The organism is Rathayibacter sp. SW19, from assembly GCF_030866825.1.
In the GTDB taxonomy this organism is placed as follows: Bacteria; Actinomycetota; Actinomycetes; order Actinomycetales; family Microbacteriaceae; genus Rathayibacter_A; species Rathayibacter_A soli.
The window spans coordinates 2,194,109-2,212,252 of the sequence record NZ_CP133020.1 but is presented as its reverse complement, the minus strand read 5'-3'; the positions used below and the strand labels follow the sequence as shown (position 1 = coordinate 2,212,252).

The window sequence follows — 18,144 nt, the reverse complement described above, 5'->3', positions numbered from 1 at the left end:
GCGTGTGACAGGGGGAATTGTGACAGGAGGAAAGGTGGATTACACGGGGGAATCTTCGCCGAACCCTGACTCAATGAGCTGTGCGAGCGCGTCGACCGCCGCAACACCGTCTGACGCAGCACCGTCCGACGCAGCACCGTCCGACGCAGCCCCGTCTGACGCAGCCGCATCTGTCACCGCGGAGAGTTCGACGCGCGCGCCGCGCAAAAGCCCAAGCGACATGATGCCGAGCAGGCTCTTCGCGTCCTTGCCGTTGACCGTGACACGGGCCGAGAAGGTCGCAGCGAGGCGCACGAAATCGGCTGCGGGGCGCGCGTGCAAGCCGTCGCGGTTGATCAGGGTGACGGTTCGCGCATAACGGGTCGAGCCGCCCGATGTGCCCGTCGGCTTGGCCGAACTGGGGGCAGTCGAACTGGGGGCAGTCGAACTGGGGGCAGCCGGACCGGGAGTCGACAACTCCGGTTCCGCCGAAGGTGCTTGCACCCCTCGAGCGTTTTCTGCCGCCGCGATCACCGCGTTGAGGTCGCCGCCGATCTGCGCAGCCACCGCCGCCGCAACCGCGCCCTCCACCAGCGGTGCATCCACGACGACGACGCGTTCGCGGTCTCGTTCGTCCAGGAATTCTCGCGCCGTTTGTGCGATCAAGCCTGCGGAGCCCAGGTCGGACAGCACAACGACTCCAGACGCCGAGTCGGCTGCGGCGCCGACCCGGTTTCCCGCTCCGGCCAGTGCGGAATTCAACGCGGAGGCGACTTTACCGAAGCTGGTTCCCAGTCCGCCGTCATCGGTGCCGCCGGCCGACTCCAGCGTCACGTCGGGCGCCATCTGCCGGGCGAGCTCGGTCACGCCCGCTGCGATCAGCGCACTGTGGGAGACGATCACGATTCCCACGCGCGGTGCACCGGACACGGCAGTCATCTCAATCGTTCCCCACAGACCCTGATATCGGCATTGCCGCCGCGTCGGCGGCCGCTCGAAGGATGAGCGCGCTGGATTGTGCACCAGGATCGCGGTGGCCGATTGCCCGATCGCCCAAGTAGCTTGCCCGCCCTTTACGTGCAATCAGGGGTTCCGTTTGCACTGCGCCGTCTTCTGCGGCGGAGGCCGCTGCGTTCAGCACCGCCGTCGCACTGTTGCCGGCCTGCGCGGCCGCAGCTGCGGCATCCGCTGCCGGGCTCCACGCATCGAGCATCGTCTTTTCACCGACGGCCGCCGACCCCCTGTGCACGATTCCATCGCGGGCTGCCGCGAGGAGTTCTGCCACCGCCGTGGGATCCAGGTCTGCGCGGTCCCCGACGGCATCCGCAGCCCGCAGAAACGCGGTGCCGTACAGCGGGCCGGCCGCACCTCCGACGCTGGAGATCAGCGTCGTGGCGATCATGCGCAGTGCATCGTGAGGCGTCGCGTCCGCTGACAGCGAGTTGAGCGCCGAAACAACGGCATGGAAGCCGCGATCGAGATTTTCACCGTGATCACCGTCTCCGATGGCTCGATCCAACTCCCCGAGCTGCGTGCGTTGTTCATCGACACGTCGGGCCGATTCACGCGCCCAGGCGAGAACCCATTCGATTCCGAGTGCCATGCGAGCCTCCTTGTCAGCGTGCCCATCTGCGTGCCCATCAGCGTGCCCCATCAGCGTGCCTTGTCAGCGTGCCTTGTCAGCGTGCCGCGGCGATCCATGCGTCAAGTTTCGCGGTGGCCGCGCCAGAGTCGATCGCCGCCGCCGACTGCGTCATCGCGGCGCGGAACCGGTCGAGGATGTTGGTCTGCGTGGCGGTCGGGTCCCCTGCAAGCTGGAAGGACACCAGGCCAGCTGCAGCGTTCAAAAGCACAATGTCACGCACAGCACCCTCTTCCCCGGACAGGACGGCACGGATGACCGACGCGTTGTATGCGGCGTCGCCCCCCAGTAGCTCCGCGATCTTCGCGCGCTTCAGGCCGAGATCTCTGGGGTCGATGTCGTGCTCGGTGACGAGCCCCCTGGAGACTTCCCAGACGTGACTGTGGCCTGTCGTCGACAGTTCGTCCAGGCCGTCGTCGCCGCGGAATACCAGAGCAGTTGCACCGCGGGTCTGAAACACTCCGACGATCAGCGGAACGCGATCCAACTGCGCGACACCGACTGCGGATGCCTCCGGTCGCGCCGGATTGACCAGCGGGCCGAGAAAATTGAACACCGTCGGGATGCCGAGCTCCGCCCGGGTCGCCCCCGCGTGCCGGAACCCCGGGTGAAACGCCGACGCGTACGCGAACGTGATGCCGACACTGTTGAAAACTTCGACGACGCGCTCAGGGCTCAGAGTCAGATCCAGGCCGAGGGCGGCAAGCACGTCAGAGGACCCGGATGATGAACTGGCCGCCTTGTTGCCATGCTTGACGACCGGCACTCCTGCGGCTGCAGCGACGATCGCGGCGGTCGTTGACACATTGACGGTGCCGAACCGGTCCCCTCCTGTGCCAACAATGTCCAGTGCCATTGGATCGACGGGCAGAGCAAGAGCGTGCTCAAGGATCGCATCGCGGAAGCCGACGATCTCATCGACGGTCTCACCTTTCGCCCGCAGCGCTACCAAGAAGCCGGAGAGCTGTGATGGCGTTGCCTCGCCCGACATGATCTGTTCCATCGCCCAGGCAGCGTCGGCGACACTGAGGTCTTCGCCACCCAGGAGGGAACTGAGGATCGTGGGCCAGCTCTGCTGTTCCGTCATGAATCGATCCTATCCAGCCGTACGCGAGCCGAGAGACGTCCCCTAAAACACCTGGTTATGAGCGGCACGACAGAACAATCGACTAAGACTGGCCGCCAGAATTGGAAAACCACCGCCGGTTTTCGGCCATAATGGGAACCGTGACCAGCACCTCAATTCCTTCATCGGCCAACGTGCCTGCGCTCAACCGCCCCAATGTCGTGGCGGTAGGCACAATCGTGTGGCTAGGCAGCGAAGTGATGTTCTTCGCAGGCTTGTTCGCAATCTACTTCACGCTGCGGTCAACCTCACCCGGATTGTGGGCGGCGGAGACCGCTCACCTGAACGTGCCCTACGCCCTGACGAACACCCTGATTCTGGTTGCCAGCTCCTTCACCTGTCAGGCAGGCGTGTTCGCCGCTGAACGGCTGCAACCGCGCGCCACCGGCTGGAAGATCACGCAATGGGGCATGGTCGAGTGGTTCTTCATCAGCTACGCACTCGGTGCGATCTTCGTGGCTGGGCAGGTGACGGAGTATGCGACGCTGGTCGGCGAAGGCATCTCTCTCGACTCGAATGCCTACGGCTCCGCTTTCTACATCACAACGGGCTTCCACGCTCTGCACGTCACGGGCGGCCTGATCGCAATGATATTCGTGATGGGGCGCGCATTCGCAGTGCGAAAGTTCGGGCACAAAGAGGCAACGACCGCCATCGTTGTCTCCTACTACTGGCACTTCGTCGACGTCGTGTGGATCGGGCTCTTCCTGGTCATCTACGTTCTTAAATAAGAATCAGGAGCAGAGACAAGATTCATATGCGCGAGAACACGCACACAGGCGGCCGCAAGGCCCGCACACCTCGCCGGTCCGGGCGGCGTCATCCGCTCGCGACCGTCGCACTCATCGCGATCGGCCTCGGCCTCACCGGCGGCGCATACGCCGCGATCAACACGTCGACGGCGACCGCCGAATCCTCGTCGACGACGTCGGTCTCCGTCGAACAGGGCAGCAAGTTGTTCATGGCGAATTGCGCAACCTGCCACGGGATGAACGCCGTCGGTACAGAGAACGGGCCGAGCCTGATCGGCGTCGGTGCCGCTGCGGTCGACTTCCAGGTCGGAACGGGCCGCATGCCGATGGCCATGCAGGGCCCGCAGGCCGAGCAGAAGCCGGTGCAGTTCACGCAAACCGACATCGACGCGTTGGCCGCCTATGTTGCATCCCTGGCTCCCGGCCCTGCCATCCCCGACTCGAAGTACTTGGACACCAGCAAGGGCGACGCTGCCAACGGCGGCGAGTTGTTCCGCATCAACTGTGCGATGTGCCACAACGTTGCGGGAGCAGGGGGCGCGTTGACCGAGGGCAAGTATGCTCCGCCGCTGGCCGGTGTGACGCCGGCGCACATTTACGAGGCGATGGTGACCGGGCCGCAGAACATGCCGGTCTTCAACGACCTCAACATCACCCCGAACAACAAGCGCGACATCATCACCTATCTCGAGTACATCCAAAAGAACCCCTCACCAGGCGGAAACGACCTGGGCGCCATCGGCCCGGTATCCGAAGGGCTATTCCTGTGGATTTTCGGCCTCGGCGCCATCGTCGCGCTGACCGTATGGATCACGGCGAAGTCGAATTGAGCGGATTGCGGGTCATGACACAGCGTGAGAAGGAGAGCAATGGCACAGGACGATAACGGCGGCACAGAACTCACCGCTGCCGCCTCGTCGGCCGTCGACCGCTGGGCCGGCGATCCGGGTACGGCGGTGGTCCTTCAGGATGCGCCGCAGAACCCGGGCTTCCCGCCGCACCACGTGCGCATCACGGACAAGGATCCGCTGAAGGAACGTCGTGCTGCGCGCACAGTGTACACACTTTTCTACCTGTCGATCATCGGAAGTATCTGGGCGGTTGCCGCGTACATGCTGTTCCCGATCGAATCCGGAAACATCGCAGACATCCGACTGAGCACGTTGTTCGTCGGCCTCGGCATGGCTCTGGCACTTCTCGGCATCGGACTTGGGGCGATCCACTGGTCGAAGAGCCTGATGTCGAACAAGGAGGGCATCGACCTGCGCCACGCCCAGGGAGGTAGTGCAGAGACTCAGGCTCGCGCCGTTGAAATCTTCGCCGAGGCGAATGAGGAGTCAGGTTTCGGACGCCGCACGATGATCCGCAACACGCTGATCGGCGCGCTTATCGCGTTCCCGCTGCCGGCAGTGGTGCTGTTCCGCGGTCTCGGACCCCAGGTCGACGACCCGGCGGCGCTGCTTGAACACACTATGTGGAAGAAGGGCACTCGCTTGACGCGTGATCCCTCTGGCACGCCGATCAAGGCATCCGACGTCACACTCGGCTCGGTCTTCCACGTGATCCCGGAAGGCCTGCTCGAAAAATCGGACATGCTCGAGGAGAAGGCCAAGGCCGCCGTGCTGCTCATGCGTTTGAAGCCGGAAGACCTCCACGTCTCTCCGGATCGCAAGACCTGGAACTACAACGGCATCGTCGCCTACTCGAAGATCTGCACGCACGTCGGTTGCCCTGTTGCGCTGTATGAGCAGCAGACTCACCATCTGCTGTGCCCGTGCCATCAGTCGCAGTTTGATATCACCCACGAGGCCAAAGTGATCTTCGGGCCTGCGAAGCGACCGCTGCCGCAGCTGCCGATCACCGTTGACGCCGAGGGTTATCTCGTCGCGCGCAGCGACTTCCATGAACCCGTCGGCCCGAGCTTCTGGGAGCGCCATTGAGCACCACAACCACCGCACCAGACGCGGCCAAGAAGAGCAGCTTCACCGCCTCAGCAATCAGCTATCTTGAAGAGCGCACGAGTATCTCCGTCGCCGTCAAGGGCCTCGGTCGCAAGATCTTTCCGGACCACTGGTCATTCCTACTCGGCGAGGTGGCGTTGTACAGCTTCGTCGTCATTCTGCTGTCCGGTACCTTCCTGACGTTCTTCTTCCAGGCATCAATGGCAGAGACGGTCTACAACGGCGCCTGGGTGCCATTGAAGGGCGTTGAGATGTCCTCGGCACTCAACTCGACTCTGAACATCTCCTTCGATGTGCGCGGCGGTCTGCTGATGCGCCAGATCCACCACTGGGCGGCGTTGCTTTTCGTTGCATCCATCGGTCTGCACATGCTCCGGATCTTCTTCACCGGTGCCTTCCGCAAACCGCGCGAGATCAACTGGGTCGTAGGATTCATACTCTTCATTCTGGCAATGGCAGAAGGCTTCACCGGATACTCGCTGCCCGATGATCTGCTTTCCGGCAACGGCCTTCGCATCATCGACGGAATGGTCAAGGGCATCCCTGTCGTCGGCACGTGGATATCCTTCCTGCTGTTCGGCGGAGAGTTCCCCGGCACCGCGATCGTGGGACGCCTGTACACCCTTCACATCCTCCTTCTGCCTGCGATCTTGCTTGCCGTGCTCGGGATACACCTGCTCTATGTCTTCGTGCATAAACACACGCAGTACGCAGGCCCAGGCCGCACGCCGGAGAACGTCGTGGGCTACCCGATCCTTCCGGTCTACGCCGCGAAGGCGGGCGGGTTCTTCTTCATCGTGTTCGGCGTGATCGCATTGATGGCGTCGCTGTTCACGATTAACCCGGTCTGGATGTACGGACCATATGACCCCTCGCCGATCTCCGCCGGAACACAGCCCGACTGGTACATCGGGTTCGCCGATGGCGCCCTCCGTCTGATACCGCCGGGCTGGGAGTTTGTGTGGCTCGACCGCACCTGGTCGTTCAACATCATCGTTCCACTCGTCGTACTCGGTGCCTTCATCGTGGCCGTCATGTTCTACCCGTTCCTCGAGGGGTGGATAACCGGCGACAAGCGTGAACATCACATCACCGATCGCCCGCGCAACAACGCGACGCGCACCGGAATCGGCGCTGCCGGCGTGACGTTCTACGCCGCGCTCTGGGCTGCTGCCAGTTCCGACATCATTGCGGTGCATTTCAAGCTGACAATGGAGGGCGTGATCCATTCGCTGCAAGCGATCGCGATCCTCGGCCCGTTCGTCGCCTTCTTCATCGCGAAGCGTATCTGCATCGCTCTGCAGAGGAAGGACCGCTCGATCGCCCTGCACGGTTACGAGTCTGGGCGCATCGTCAAGTTGCCCGGCGGGGAGTTCATCGAAGTCCACGAGCAACTCAGCGATTACGAGCGCTGGCGTCTGGTGAGCTACGAGACTTATCATCCATTGATGATCCGGCCCAACAGTCGCGGCAAGATCACGGCTGCCCAACGCACACGGGCTGCGCTCTCCCGGTGGTTCTTCGAAGATCGCATCGAACCGCCGACACGCGGCGAAATCGAAGGCGGCCACGGTCAGCACTGACGTCATTCATCTCGACAGTTCAGTTCGGGCACCGATGTCATTGACGCACCTTGCGCAATGGCTTCGGTGCCCGAACTGTTCCGCTCCGCTGACACCCACCGCCGAACTGACGCTCGGATGTACGGCAGGGCACCGCTTCGACGTCAACAAGCGCGGCTACGTAACGCTCGTGAGCACGCGAAGCGCGACGGCGGGCGATACCGCCCAGATGCTCGCCGACCGCGCCGCACTGCTCGACAGCGGCGCGTATGCTCCCGTCGTCGACGCACTACTGGACGCACTCCCGCGCGACACTTCACGTATCGTCGACGCGGGCTGCGGAACCGGCTACTACCTTGCTCGCGCGCTTGAATCGCGGACAGCGGCCAGCGGCCTCGCCCTGGATCGTTCCGCTGCGGGCGTCAGGCTGGCGATGCGCTCCAGCGATCGCGTCAGCGGCCTCGTCGCGGATACCTGGGAGCCTCTTCCGATTCGCGATTCCATCGCCGACGTCGTGCTCAATGTGTTTGCTCCGCGTAACCCCGGCGAATTCAATCGGATTCTCCGGCCCGGCGGGTCGCTGATCATCATCGTGCCGCGCGACCGGCATCTCCGGGAGCTACGCGAGGGCGCGCGGATGCTGTCTGTGCCGGCAGACAAGGCGGAACACCTCGAGCAACAACTCGCAGCTCAGTTCAGCGCCGACAGTCGTGTCACGGTCGAGTACTCACTCCCCCTGGCAGCCGGCCAAGCCGAGCTGCTTCGCGAGATGGGGCCGTCGGCGTATCACCCGACCTTGTGCGACGAAAGCGTGCACGAGAACGAGGCGGCATCCGGGTGGATGCCGCCTCAGAGTGTGACCGTCTCAGTCGACGTTCTACGCTTCACCCGGCCGCTTCCTGCGTCGAATCAGCGGCTTGAGCCGACCGGCTAGAATCAGCCGGCCTGCATTAGCGGGCGAAGTATCCGCGGTAGTACTCGAACACCCAGCCGACCAGGCAGATCAGGGCGAGTGGCACCGCGATGTAACACAGCCAGAACCCGACGGCAAGCCCGAGCGCCATGATCCCGACCGAGCCGGCCAACAGCATCGGCCACCAGCTCCAGGGGCTGAAATGCCCGAGCTCCGGATCACCGTCGTCGATGTTGCCGTCCACCCGGTCTTCTGGCAATGGCCCACCCTGCGAGGCGTATGAGCGGCCGAGATAGAAACCGATGAATGCGCCGAGAATACCGGTGAGACCGAGTGCGATCGTACCGACCCACTCGACCCTGCCATGGTAATAGATCAGAGCCCACACCGTGTAGATCGCTGCCACGGTCCAGAAGAACGCGGCAATGATCCAGAAGATGACCGAACTGGCCTTCATCTACTTCACCTTTCCCGTCGCGAAGTCGTCTTCCCGCCCCGCCCCGACGCCGACCAATAACGGCAACCCGGCCTCGGGATGGTTGAGATCGAACGCGGGCGACTCGCTGCGGATGCGCGGAATCGACGTGAAGTTATGCCGAGGCGGCGGGCAACTGGTCGCCCACTCCAACGAACGGCCATAACCCCATGGGTCGTTCACCGTCACCTTCGGCGCATAGCGCGCCGTAATGTACACGTTCAAGAAGAACGGGATCATCGATACTGCGAGCGTTGCGGCACCGATCGTGGAGACCTGGTTCAGCCAGGTGAACCCATCGGTCGGCAGGTAGGTGTAGTAGCGGCGCGGCATTCCGATTACGCCCAGCCAGTGCTGGATCAGGAACGTCGTGTGGAAGCCGATGAACAGCAACCAGAAGTGCCACTTGCCGAGCCGCTCGTTCAGCATCTTGCCGGTCCACTTCGGCCACCAGAAGTAGAACCCGCTGAACATCGCGAACACGACCGTGCCGAACACGACGTAGTGGAAGTGCGCCACCACGAAGTACGTGTCCGAAACGTGGAAGTCCAGCGGCGGGGAGGCCAGGATCACCCCGGTCAGACCACCGAACGTGAATGTCACCAGGAACCCGATCGCCCAGAGCATCGGGGTCTCGAAGGTCAGAGATCCCCGGAACATGGTGCCGACCCAGTTGAAGATCTTCACCCCGGTCGGCACCGCGATCAACATCGTCATCAGCGAGAAGAACGGCAACAACACCCCGCCGGTGACATACATGTGGTGCGCCCAGACCGTGACAGACAGCGCGGCGATGGAGATCGTGGCATAGACCAGGGTTTTATACCCGAACACCGGTTTTCGACTGAAGACAGGGAACACCTCTGACACGATGCCGAAGAACGGCAGGGCGATGATGTAGACCTCCGGATGGCCGAAGAACCAGAACAGATGTTGCCAGAGCAGAGCTCCGCCATTGGCCGCATCGAAGATATGCGCCCCGAACACCCGATCGGCGGCAGCTGCAAAGATTGCGGCGGCCAGTACTGGGAAGGCCATCAACACCAGAATTGATGTCACCAGCGCGTTCCAGGTCATGATCGGCATGCGGAACATGGTCATCCCGGGCGCGCGCAGGGTCACGATCGTGGTGATGAAGTTCACCGCACCCAGAATCGTGCCGAACCCGCTGATACCCAACCCGAGGAACCACATATTCCCGCCCAACCCCGGCGAGAACGTCGTCGAGGCCAACGGTTGATACGCGAACCAACCAAACGACGCAGCACCCTGCGGCGTCAAAAACCCCGCAACCGCAATCAGGCTGCCGAAGTTGTACAACCAATACGCGAACGCATTCAACCGCGGAAACGCCACATCCGGCGCCCCGATCTGCAACGGCATGATCACATTCACGAAGCCGGCGAACAACGGTGTCGCGAACATCAACAACATGATCGTGCCGTGCATCGTGAACAACTGGTTGTACTGCTCCCGCGTCTGCACCACCTCAAGACCCGGCTCGAACAACTGCGCCCGCATGATCAACGCCATCACGCCGCCGATGCAGAAATACACGAACGACGTGACCAGATACATGTACCCGATTGTCTTATGATCCGTCGACGTCATCCAATTGACCAGAATGTTGCCCTTACGGTGCACCTTCGAGGCGCCGAAAACAGGCGTGGGCGGCTGTTTGACGGGGGCGGGAGCTGGTGCCGGTGCTGTTGTCGTACTCATGTCGCGTGCCCTTACTCGTTGTTCTTCGGCGCGTTCGTACCGGGCAGGTTGTTATTGCGATCGTATTCGGAGCCCAGCTGCCCGACGTACCCCTTCGCCTTCAGCTCCGCAATGTGGGCCTGATAGTCGGCTTCGGAGACGATCTTCACGTTGAAGAGCATGGCGGAATGGTATTCACCACACAGCTCCGCACATTTGCCGACATAGGTTCCGTTGCGCTCCGGTGTGAGATACATGTAGTTCGTGTGCCCGGGCACGACGTCTTTCTTATACAGGAACGCGGGAACCCAGAATGAGTGGATCACGTCACGTGAGCTGAGGGTGATGGCGACCGATTTGCCGACCGGGAGGTACAGCGTGGGAATCTCGGCTTCGTCAACGGCGCCCTTGACTCCGGATGCCGGATCTGCCTGCGCCTGGATGCCCGGGTCATACGCGTTATCCGAGGTGTACTGGAAGTCCCATGCCCACTGCTTCGCGAAAACCTCAACCTTCAGGTCGGGGTGTGCGTAGGGCTTTTCGATTGCGTCCTGATCGCGCGCTGTGAACGAGAAGAACCCGATGATCAAGATCAGCGGAACGATCGTGTAAAAGATCTCGATCGGCATGTTGTAACGCAGTTGAGCCGGAAGGCCGGTCTGCCCCTTGCGCCGACGATAGACGATCACCGTCCAGATGATCAGACCCCAGACGATCAGACCGATGATCAACAGCACGATCCACGACGTGACCCAGAGCCCCGCGATGCGTTCCGTGTGGTTGGTGACGGGCGGTTCCCCCGCAATGAACCCGGGCATGAATCCGTGCAACTGGTCTGTGGTACAGCCAGCCAGGAGGAATGCGAGTGTCGCTGCGATCGGAATTGCAGCCCATCGGAGTCGACGTTTCTGGCGCACCGGTGACCTTTCGAGAGACTCAGAGCAATTCACAGGGAACTGCGTATGACCAGTGCCTAGCCTACTGCGTTCTCGTACCGCTTCACACGCCTTGAGGGGCGTGCCGCACGCGGTTTCGGCTACCCATCAAGGGTTTTCCGTCGCCGAACGCGACGAAACGGGCCATCCAGATCGGATGACCCGTTTCGAGAACGCTGGGCAAATGCCGCGCTCATTCAGCGCGTTGCGCACCCACTAATTGAAGCTGTCACCACATGCACAGCTTCCCTCTGCATTGGGATTGTCGATGGTGAAACCCTGCTTCGCAATGGTGTCCTCGAAGTCGATAGTCGCGCCATCCAAATACGGCACGCTCATCTTGTCGACGACCACCTCGACGCCGTCGAACTCGACGGTTGCGTCGCCGTCGAGTACCCGCTCGTCGAAATAAAGCTGATAGATCAGCCCCGAGCAGCCGCCGGGCTGCACCGCAACCCGAAGTCGAAGATCGTCACGACCCTCCTGCGCCAGCAGGCTTCGCACCTTGTCCGCCGCTGTATCGGTCAGCGAGACGCCGTGCTCCTTGGCCCGGACCGGTGTCGTCTCGATCGGCGTCGTCTCGATCAGTGTCGTGTCACTCATGGCGCTCCTTATCGTGCGAATTGAACGAAATCATACTCGTTATCGATGAGAATCCGGCCGAGCTTCGTTCAGCCGTGCCAAGAACAGCGCCTCTGTCATGATCGCCCGCTTGAACACGCCGAGGTGCAGCGATTCATTGGGACTGTGCGCGCGGGTGTCCGGATCCTCGACGCCGGTGACTAAAATCTGGGCCTCCGGGAACACTCCTACCAGGTCGGCGATGAATGGGATCGACCCGCCGATGCCGGTCTCGACCGGGTCTACGCCCCATCCGTCGGACATTGCCCGCTTGACCTCGTCCACTGCCCAGCCGCTGGTGTCGACCAGGAAGGGTTCACCCGTGTCGACGTCGTCGAACTCAAGCGTTGCGCCGAAAGGCGCGTGCTCGCGCAGATGCTGCTCGATAGCGGCGAACGCATCTCCGGCTGTCTGGCCCGGCGCGATCCGCGCGCTGATTTGAACGGTCACCGCCGGCGACAGCGTATTGGATGCGTTGGCGATGCTCGGCGCATCGATTCCGGTGACCGTGATCGCCGGTTTGGTCCACAGCCGACTCAGAATGCCGCCCGTGCCGATCGGAGTGACGCCGTCGAGCAACGCTGCCTCCTCGCGCAGCTGAGTTTCGTCGTAGTCAGGAGTTTGAGCGTCAACGGCGTGCAGACCGGCGACGGCCACAGAGCCGTCGTCGGAATGCAACGTGGCAAGCAGACGGATCATCGCCAGCATCGCATCCGGCACGGCGCCGCCGAACATTCCGGAGTGGGACGCGTGCGCCAGCGTGCGCACGGTCAGGTGGAACGTCACGTTGCCCCGCAGCGAGACCGTCAATGCGGGCGTCTTGACATCCCAATTGTCCGAATCGGCCACGATGATCACGTCGGCAGCGAGGGTGTCCTGGTGCTGGTGGAGGAAGTTCGCAAAGGACCGCGAGCCGTACTCCTCCTCCCCTTCGATGAAGACGGACAAGCCAAGCTCGATGTCACCATTGCTCGCGTCGGCCAGTGCGCGAATTGCCGCGATGTGCGTCATCACTCCTGCCTTGTCGTCGGCAGCGCCCCTGCCGTAGAGGCGGTCACCGCGCACGGTCGGCTCGAAAGGTGCCGTTTCCCAGTCGGCGTCCTGCCCCGGCGGCTGCACGTCGTGGTGAGCGTACAGCAGCACGGTGGGGTGGCCTGCCTTGGCGGCACGGGCCGCGAGCACGGCCGGCTGACCCAGTGTTTCGCCCACCTCGCCCACTTCGCCCGCGCTGCCCGTGCCGATCGGTGCTCGGCTGATCGTCACCGTGTCGAAGACGCCAAGGTTACGCAACAGCGACGCGACGGCATCCGCACTGGCTGCAACGTGTGCAGGATCGAACGCTGCCCAGGAGACCGATGGGATGCGCACGAGTGCTCCCAAGTCGGCGATCGCACTGGGCAGACCCTCACCCACCGCCCTCGTGACCGCCTCATCCGTTGTCGATTGGTTGACGTTCTCTTCGCTGTGCATCATGCAGGTAATCTTAAGACGACAACGATTGAGGATTCACCGTGGCAAAACGACCAACCGCTTCCGAATCTGCTGCACAGACGCACCCGCCTGAGACGGCGGAGGAGACCGCAGCGCGCCTCGAACAGGCCGGCAAGGGGCATCCGACGCCGAGCCGCAAGGAACGCGAGGCTGCCAACAAGCGTCCCCTCGTGCCAGAGGACCGCAAAGAAGCAGCGCGACAGGCGCGGTCGAAAAACGCAGAGTCGCGAGAAAAGGCGCGCCTCGGCATGGCCGCAGGTGACGACCGTTATCTCACCGCCCGCGACAAAGGGCCCCAACGGCGTTTTGTCAGGGACTACGTGGACGCGCGTTTCAGCGTCGGCGAGATCATGATTCCGGTGATGCTGCTGGTGATCGTGCTGACCTTCCTGCCTCAGCGCGAGATGCAGGTGTACGGGATCATCGCATTGTGGACGTTCTTCCTCATCGCCGTCGTCGACTGCTTCTTTCTCGGCTTCACCGTTCGGCGAAAACTTGCCGCCAAATTCGGGGAAAGCAAGGTTGAGCGTGGAGTGCGCTGGTATGCCGCGATGCGCGCACTGCAATTGCGTGTGATCCGCCTGCCGAAGCCGCAGGTCAAGCGCGGGCACTATCCGCGCTGATGACGATCACTGCGGCGGCAGACGGTTCCGCTCTCGGAAACCCTGGCCCCGCCGGTTGGGCGTGGTACGTCGACGAGGATCATTGGGCTGCAGGCGGCTGGCCGCACGGCACCAATAACCAAGGCGAACTCATGGCCGTGCTCGACCTGTTCACGGCCACCGCTGACGATGCCGATCAGGAACTGCACGTGCTCTGCGACAGCCAGTACGTGATCAACACCGTGACGAAGTGGATGCCCGGCTGGAAACGCAAAGGCTGGCGCAAGGCTGACGGCTCCGCCGTGCTCAACCTCGAGTTGATCAAGGAGCTCGATGCGGCGATTGCCGGCCGTCGCTTTCGCTTCGAATGGGTCAAGGGGCACGCAGGACACACCCTCAACGAGGCTGCTGACGAGCGTGCACGAGCGGCAGCGCTGGCATACCAGAACGGCTCAGCGCTCGATTCCGGCCCAGGCTGGAGCCGCAAAGCGGCTCGAGCTCTTGACGACACGGATACCCTGTTCGGCATTGATGTCGCCGCCGCCGCACTGAGCGATGCCGCGACGGTCGAACGGTTGGAGCGCCGCCTGCTCGATCCGCTGGTGCGGGCCGACGCTGCGGAGGTGGCCCGGCTGCTGCATCCGCAGTTCGAGGAGATCGGTGCTTCCGGTCGACATTACGACCGCGACACTGTGCTGCAAATACTCGAGTCCGATCCGCGGACCAGCGCAACCGTCGAGGACGTGACGACGGATGCGATCGCAGACGGGGTCATCCTACTGACGTACCGGTCGGAGACGAACGCGGGCGCGCGACTGCGCAGTTCGCTGTGGGTGCGCCAGGGATCCCACTGGCGGCTGCGCTTTCACCAGGGAACGCCTGAGCGGTCGTAGGGGCCCACCCGTCGGCTACGGGCGGCTGCGGCGTGCGAGCCCGCGGTTGATCTGAGCGGCCCAGAGCGGTCCCCTGTAGAGGAACGCGGTGTAGCCCTGCACAAGGGTGGCGCCCGCGTTCAGTCTCTCCGCAACGTCTGCAGCCGTTTCGACACCGCCGACGGAGATGATGCACAGCTCAGCGGGCACGTGCGAGCGCACGAGTCGCAGCACTTCGAGCGATCGTGTGCGCAACGGGGCGCCGGACAATCCCCCGGTTCCAGCCGCACCGACGATTTCGGCGGGCGTGCGCAACCCGCTGCGTGTCGTGGTGGTGTTCGTCGCGATGATGCCGTTCAGGCCGAGTTCGACCACGAGCTCGGTGATGCGAACGACCGCCTCATCGGACAAGTCTGGAGAGATCTTCACCAGCACGGGTGTGGCCGCTGCCACCGCTTTGACCGCGGTCAGCAGCGGAGCGAGCAGGTCGATTTCCTGGAGTCCGCGCAACCCGGGCGTGTTCGGGGAGCTGACGTTGACGGCGAGGTAGTCGGCGAGCGGCGCCAAGACGCGCGCACTCTCGCAGTAGTCGGCGACCGCATCCTCGAGTGAAACGACGCGGCTCTTTCCGATGTTGATGCCGAGCACAGGTCGCCGGGCATGCGCGCGCACGCTGCACAGCCGCGCCGTGGCCGCGGCCACTCCCCCGTTGTTGAATCCCATCCGATTGATCACCGCATGATCCGGAATCAGCCGGAACAGGCGCGGCTTCGGGTTACCGGGCTGCGCGATCGCAGTCAGAGTTCCGACTTCGACGTGGCCGAAGCCCAACTGACCGAGTCCGATGACCGCTTCGGCATCCTTGTCGAACCCGGCCGCGACGCCGAACGGCGAATCGAAATGCAATCCCAACGTGTCCACTGCCAGGTCGATGTGCGGGCGCGTGAAGCGCCGGACGACACGTCCGATGCCGAAAATCGGCAGAAAGCGGATCACGAGAAATGCAAGATGATGCGCGCGCTCCGGGTCGATACGACGCAGAACCAGTGAGAAGAGAATGCGATACATGCCGCTGCAACCCTAGCGGTCGGCGTGCGATTCTATGGGCACCGGCTCACGCGCTCGTGTCCGCGTGCTCAGATCGCAATCGCGCGATCGCCTCTTCAAAATCGCTCAGCGAAGCGAACGCCTGATAGACACTCGCGAACCGCAGATACGCGACTTCATCCAGTTCGCGCAACGGCGGCAAGATGGCGAGTCCGATTTCATTGGCCTCGATCTGCGACACGCCTGTCGCCCTGATCGTCTCCTCGGCGCGCTGCGCCAGCAAGGCGAGGTCGGTGTCGGTCACGGGACGCCCCTGACAAGCCTTGCGCACGCCACTGACGATCTTTTCGCGACTGAACGGCTCAGCGACTCCGCTGCGCTTGATGACCGTCAGACTCGCCGTCTCGATCGTGCTGAAGCGTCCTCCGCACTCCGGGCACTGGCGACGACGACGGATCGACAGCCCGTCGTCGCTGGTACGGGAATCGATCACACGCGAGTCGGGGTGGCGGCAGAACGGGCAGAACATGCCAAAAGACTAGCCGACGTGCCTGTCGGATTGCGTTCGGGGCGAGTGATCACTCGCTCTGGAATCGGGCGGTGACCGCTTCGCCGTGCGCGGGCAGATCTTCCGCGTCGGACAAGGCGAGGATCTTGTCAGCGACGGCGGACAGCGCCGCGGTGTCGTAACGCACGACCTGCTGCGGCCGCAGAAACGAGTACGCGCCGAGGCCTGAGGAGAACCGTGACTGGCCACCAGTCGGCAGGACATGGTTGGAACCTGCGAGATAGTCGCCGAGGCTCACTGGTGCAGCCGACCCGACGAAGATCGCGCCGGCGTTCTCGATCATCGCGAGCACACGGTCGGGGTCCGCAGTCTGGATCTCAAGGTGTTCCGGGCCATACGCATTGCTGAACGCGGCCGCCATTTGCAGGTCGTCGACGAGTGCGATGGCCGATTGCTGGCCGCTGAGTGCCGTCCGCACGCGTTCGCTGTGGCGGGTACGCGGCGCACGAACCTCAAGCTCTGCGCGCACTCGATCGGCGAATTCCGCGGAATCCGTGACCAGCACGGCTGCGGCGGCCTCATCGTGCTCGGCCTGGCTGATGAGGTCGAATGCGATCAAGCGAGCGTCTGCCGTCGCATCTGCGATGACCAGAATCTCGGTCGGTCCAGCCTCTGAGTCGATGCCCACTGTTCCGCGTACAAGACGTTTGGCAGCAGCCACATAAATGTTGCCTGGCCCGGTGATCATGTGCACGGGCTGCAGGTCGAGCTCGGGGACACCCCATGCGAGAGCGCCGATCGCCCCTGCACCGCCCATGGCGTACACCTCATCGATGCCAAGAAGCCCGGCTGCGCCAAGAATCGTCGGGTGCACGTGCCCTGAATACGCCCGCTGCGGCGGACTCGCCAACGCGATCGAACGCACCCCGGCCACCTGCGCAGGCACGGCATTCATCACGACGCTGGAGGCCAGCGGTGCTTTGCCGCCGGGCACGTACAGCCCCGCGCGCTCGACCGGCTGCCAGCGTTGCTCGATTCGTGCGCCCGGGGCGATCTGCGTTGCCACCGGCTGCGGCAGCTGCGCTGTGGTCGCTACCCGAACCCGTGCGATGGATTCCTCGAGAGCGAAGCGCACGGCATCCGGCAATTCCGCCACCGCCCGAGCGATGTCATCGGCGTCGACCCGCACGCTCGCCGGCCGCACCCCGTCAAAGCGTTCAGCCTGCTCCGCCAGCGCGCTGGCTCCGCGTGTGCGCACCGCGTCGATCAGAGCAGCAGCGGTCTCTGCCACGTGCGAAACATCGAGTGCAGAGCGAGGAACAAGCTGCAGGTATTCAGCGCGGCTAGGCTGGGAATCTCGAAGGTCGATCGTTTGGATCATGGCCAGCCCAGCCTAGCGGTTGGGAATACATCGAGATCACTCGCGATTGATGCATGCGTATGGATACTTCCTCGACTCCCCTGCAGACCGGCTCTGACAACTTGTCCGCGTTCAAACAGGCGTTCCGACGTCACGCAGCCGGTGTCGCGATCGTGACGGCACTGCGTCCGGATGGCGTACCGGTCGGCTTCACGGCAACCTCGCTCGCGTCGCTGTCCGCGGTTCCGCCACTCGCCAGCTTCAATATGGCCAGGACGGCCAGCGCCTGGCCCGCCATCGAGGCAACGGACTTCGTCATCATCCACATGCTCGGGGTGCGCAATCGCGCCGTCGCCGAACTCATGGCCGGAGACAATAGCATCCGTTTCGTCGGCGATCATTGGGCACCGGGCCCGCAAGGCATTCCACTCATCCGCGACGTGACCGGCTGGATGCTCGGCCACATCATCGAACGGATTCCGGTTCACAACAACGCGGTCGTCGTCGCCGAAATCGTCGACGGCGGCCTCGGCGACGAAGACGAGGCGCTGCTGTACCACGAGCGTGGGTTCCTGCGCCCGGGTAGCCCGGCCTGAG

Annotated in this window: 19 protein-coding genes; 8 read left to right on the top strand and 11 right to left on the bottom strand. The window is 63.3% G+C overall.

Annotation, left to right across the window (positions count from 1 at the left end; genetic code table 11):
* Nucleotides 1–39: 39 nt before the first annotated feature.
* The 3 genes from dhaM to trpD all read right to left on the bottom strand — a co-directional run bounded on the left by dhaM (nt 40) and on the right by trpD (nt 2,708).
* Nucleotides 40–918: a dihydroxyacetone kinase phosphoryl donor subunit DhaM gene (gene dhaM, locus QU604_RS10155; protein WP_308468686.1), complete on the bottom strand. Its 879-nt coding sequence runs from the start codon at nt 916–918 to the stop codon at nt 40–42.
* A 1-nt stretch (nt 919) separates the two neighbouring features.
* The gene (gene dhaL / locus QU604_RS10150) at nt 920–1,582 is read right to left on the bottom strand and encodes a dihydroxyacetone kinase subunit DhaL (protein ID WP_308468685.1); all 663 of its coding nucleotides are present in this window, start codon (nt 1,580–1,582) and stop codon (nt 920–922) included.
* Nucleotides 1,583–1,658: 76 nt separating this feature from the next.
* Nucleotides 1,659–2,708: an anthranilate phosphoribosyltransferase gene (gene trpD / locus QU604_RS10145; protein WP_308468684.1), complete on the bottom strand. Its 1,050-nt coding sequence runs from the start codon at nt 2,706–2,708 to the stop codon at nt 1,659–1,661.
* Between the two features lie 131 nt (nt 2,709–2,839).
* Here trpD and ctaE point away from each other — a divergent pair, with 131 nt between their 5' ends.
* Genes ctaE through QU604_RS10120 form a run of 5 tightly spaced genes read left to right on the top strand, consistent with a single transcriptional unit; the run spans nt 2,840 to nt 7,956 of the window.
* Nucleotides 2,840–3,478, top strand: coding sequence for an aa3-type cytochrome oxidase subunit III (gene ctaE, locus QU604_RS10140; RefSeq protein ID WP_308468683.1), 639 nt, complete (start codon nt 2,840–2,842; stop codon nt 3,476–3,478).
* A 26-nt stretch (nt 3,479–3,504) separates the two neighbouring features.
* On the top strand, nt 3,505–4,329 hold the full coding sequence (gene qcrC / locus QU604_RS10135) for a cytochrome bc1 complex diheme cytochrome c subunit (protein WP_308468682.1): 825 nt from the start codon (nt 3,505–3,507) through the stop codon (nt 4,327–4,329).
* A 39-nt stretch (nt 4,330–4,368) separates the two neighbouring features.
* Complete coding sequence (gene qcrA / locus QU604_RS10130) at nt 4,369–5,439, top strand: cytochrome bc1 complex Rieske iron-sulfur subunit (RefSeq protein ID WP_308468681.1); 1,071 nt, start codon at nt 4,369–4,371, stop codon at nt 5,437–5,439.
* Nucleotides 5,436–7,043 carry a cytochrome bc1 complex cytochrome b subunit gene (gene qcrB / locus QU604_RS10125; RefSeq protein ID WP_308468680.1) on the top strand — a complete coding sequence of 536 codons (1,608 nt, stop codon included), beginning with the start codon at nt 5,436–5,438 and terminating at the stop codon, nt 7,041–7,043. Before qcrA ends, qcrB begins: the two co-directional genes overlap by 4 nt.
* A 34-nt stretch (nt 7,044–7,077) precedes the next feature.
* On the top strand, nt 7,078–7,956 hold the full coding sequence (locus QU604_RS10120; protein ID WP_409350017.1) for a putative RNA methyltransferase: 879 nt from the start codon (nt 7,078–7,080) through the stop codon (nt 7,954–7,956).
* 16 nt (nt 7,957–7,972) lie between these two features.
* Here the strand turns inward: QU604_RS10120 and QU604_RS10115 are convergent, their stop codons facing one another.
* From QU604_RS10115 to QU604_RS10095, 5 genes are all read right to left on the bottom strand, one after another.
* Entirely contained in the window at nt 7,973–8,392 is a 420-nt protein-coding gene (locus QU604_RS10115) for a cytochrome c oxidase subunit 4 (protein WP_308468678.1), read from the bottom strand.
* Nucleotides 8,393–10,021, bottom strand: a complete 1,629-nt coding sequence (gene ctaD / locus QU604_RS10110; RefSeq protein ID WP_308468894.1) for an aa3-type cytochrome oxidase subunit I — start codon at nt 10,019–10,021, stop codon at nt 8,393–8,395. It lies immediately after the preceding gene.
* A 122-nt stretch (nt 10,022–10,143) separates the two neighbouring features.
* Nucleotides 10,144–11,028 (bottom strand): aa3-type cytochrome oxidase subunit II, encoded by an 885-nt coding sequence (gene ctaC, locus QU604_RS10105; RefSeq protein ID WP_308468677.1) that lies wholly within the window; start codon nt 11,026–11,028, stop codon nt 10,144–10,146.
* Nucleotides 11,029–11,262: 234 nt separating this feature from the next.
* Nucleotides 11,263–11,649: an iron-sulfur cluster insertion protein ErpA gene (gene erpA, locus QU604_RS10100; protein WP_308468676.1), complete on the bottom strand. Its 387-nt coding sequence runs from the start codon at nt 11,647–11,649 to the stop codon at nt 11,263–11,265.
* A 39-nt stretch (nt 11,650–11,688) separates the two neighbouring features.
* Entirely contained in the window at nt 11,689–13,140 is a 1,452-nt protein-coding gene (locus tag QU604_RS10095; RefSeq protein ID WP_308468675.1) for a dipeptidase, read from the bottom strand.
* A gap of 38 nt (nt 13,141–13,178) precedes the next feature.
* On the opposite strand from QU604_RS10095, the gene QU604_RS10090 reads away from it, so the two are divergent.
* Both QU604_RS10090 and QU604_RS10085 read left to right on the top strand, forming a co-directional pair.
* Entirely contained in the window at nt 13,179–13,781 is a 603-nt protein-coding gene (locus QU604_RS10090; protein ID WP_308468674.1) for a DUF3043 domain-containing protein, read from the top strand.
* Nucleotides 13,781–14,653: an RNase H family protein gene (locus QU604_RS10085; protein WP_308468673.1), complete on the top strand. Its 873-nt coding sequence runs from the start codon at nt 13,781–13,783 to the stop codon at nt 14,651–14,653. The genes QU604_RS10090 and QU604_RS10085 overlap by 1 nt, the downstream gene beginning before the upstream one ends.
* Before the next feature lie 15 nt (nt 14,654–14,668).
* Here QU604_RS10085 and QU604_RS10080 read toward each other — a convergent pair whose 3' ends face one another.
* Genes QU604_RS10080 through hisD form a run of 3 tightly spaced genes read right to left on the bottom strand, consistent with a single transcriptional unit; the run spans nt 14,669 to nt 17,568 of the window.
* The gene (locus tag QU604_RS10080; RefSeq protein ID WP_308468672.1) at nt 14,669–15,700 is read right to left on the bottom strand and encodes a quinone-dependent dihydroorotate dehydrogenase; all 1,032 of its coding nucleotides are present in this window, start codon (nt 15,698–15,700) and stop codon (nt 14,669–14,671) included.
* A gap of 46 nt (nt 15,701–15,746) precedes the next feature.
* Entirely contained in the window at nt 15,747–16,208 is a 462-nt protein-coding gene (gene nrdR / locus QU604_RS10075; RefSeq protein ID WP_308468671.1) for a transcriptional regulator NrdR, read from the bottom strand.
* Nucleotides 16,209–16,257: 49 nt separating this feature from the next.
* Nucleotides 16,258–17,568 carry a histidinol dehydrogenase gene (hisD, locus tag QU604_RS10070; protein WP_308468670.1) on the bottom strand — a complete coding sequence of 437 codons (1,311 nt, stop codon included), beginning with the start codon at nt 17,566–17,568 and terminating at the stop codon, nt 16,258–16,260.
* Between the two features lie 59 nt (nt 17,569–17,627).
* Here hisD and QU604_RS10065 point away from each other — a divergent pair, with 59 nt between their 5' ends.
* Nucleotides 17,628–18,143, top strand: coding sequence for a flavin reductase family protein (locus tag QU604_RS10065; protein ID WP_308468669.1), 516 nt, complete (start codon nt 17,628–17,630; stop codon nt 18,141–18,143).
* Nucleotide 18,144 lies beyond the last annotated feature (1 nt).

Excerpts from the sequence above, each read along its gene's own strand:
- dhaM (WP_308468686.1), bottom strand. The coding sequence starts at position 918 with ATGACTGCCGTGTCCGGTGCACCGCGCGTGGGAATCGTGATCGTCTCC.
- erpA (WP_308468676.1), bottom strand. The coding sequence starts at position 11,649 with ATGAGTGACACGACACTGATCGAGACGACGCCGATCGAGACGACACCG.
- ctaE (WP_308468683.1), top strand. The coding sequence starts at position 2,840 with ATGGGAACCGTGACCAGCACCTCAATTCCTTCATCGGCCAACGTGCCT.
- hisD (WP_308468670.1), bottom strand. The coding sequence starts at position 17,568 with ATGATCCAAACGATCGACCTTCGAGATTCCCAGCCTAGCCGCGCTGAA.
- trpD (WP_308468684.1), bottom strand. The coding sequence starts at position 2,708 with ATGACGGAACAGCAGAGCTGGCCCACGATCCTCAGTTCCCTCCTGGGT.
- ctaD (WP_308468894.1), bottom strand. The coding sequence starts at position 10,021 with ATGACGTCGACGGATCATAAGACAATCGGGTACATGTATCTGGTCACG.
- QU604_RS10095 (WP_308468675.1), bottom strand. The coding sequence starts at position 13,140 with ATGATGCACAGCGAAGAGAACGTCAACCAATCGACAACGGATGAGGCG.
- qcrC (WP_308468682.1), top strand. The coding sequence starts at position 3,505 with ATGCGCGAGAACACGCACACAGGCGGCCGCAAGGCCCGCACACCTCGC.
- QU604_RS10065 (WP_308468669.1), top strand. The coding sequence starts at position 17,628 with ATGGATACTTCCTCGACTCCCCTGCAGACCGGCTCTGACAACTTGTCC.
- qcrA (WP_308468681.1), top strand. The coding sequence starts at position 4,369 with ATGGCACAGGACGATAACGGCGGCACAGAACTCACCGCTGCCGCCTCG.
- QU604_RS10085 (WP_308468673.1), top strand. The coding sequence starts at position 13,781 with ATGACGATCACTGCGGCGGCAGACGGTTCCGCTCTCGGAAACCCTGGC.
- QU604_RS10115 (WP_308468678.1), bottom strand. The coding sequence starts at position 8,392 with ATGAAGGCCAGTTCGGTCATCTTCTGGATCATTGCCGCGTTCTTCTGG.
- dhaL (WP_308468685.1), bottom strand. The coding sequence starts at position 1,582 with ATGGCACTCGGAATCGAATGGGTTCTCGCCTGGGCGCGTGAATCGGCC.
- nrdR (WP_308468671.1), bottom strand. The coding sequence starts at position 16,208 with ATGTTCTGCCCGTTCTGCCGCCACCCCGACTCGCGTGTGATCGATTCC.
- QU604_RS10120 (WP_409350017.1), top strand. The coding sequence starts at position 7,078 with ATGTCATTGACGCACCTTGCGCAATGGCTTCGGTGCCCGAACTGTTCC.
- QU604_RS10080 (WP_308468672.1), bottom strand. The coding sequence starts at position 15,700 with ATGTATCGCATTCTCTTCTCACTGGTTCTGCGTCGTATCGACCCGGAG.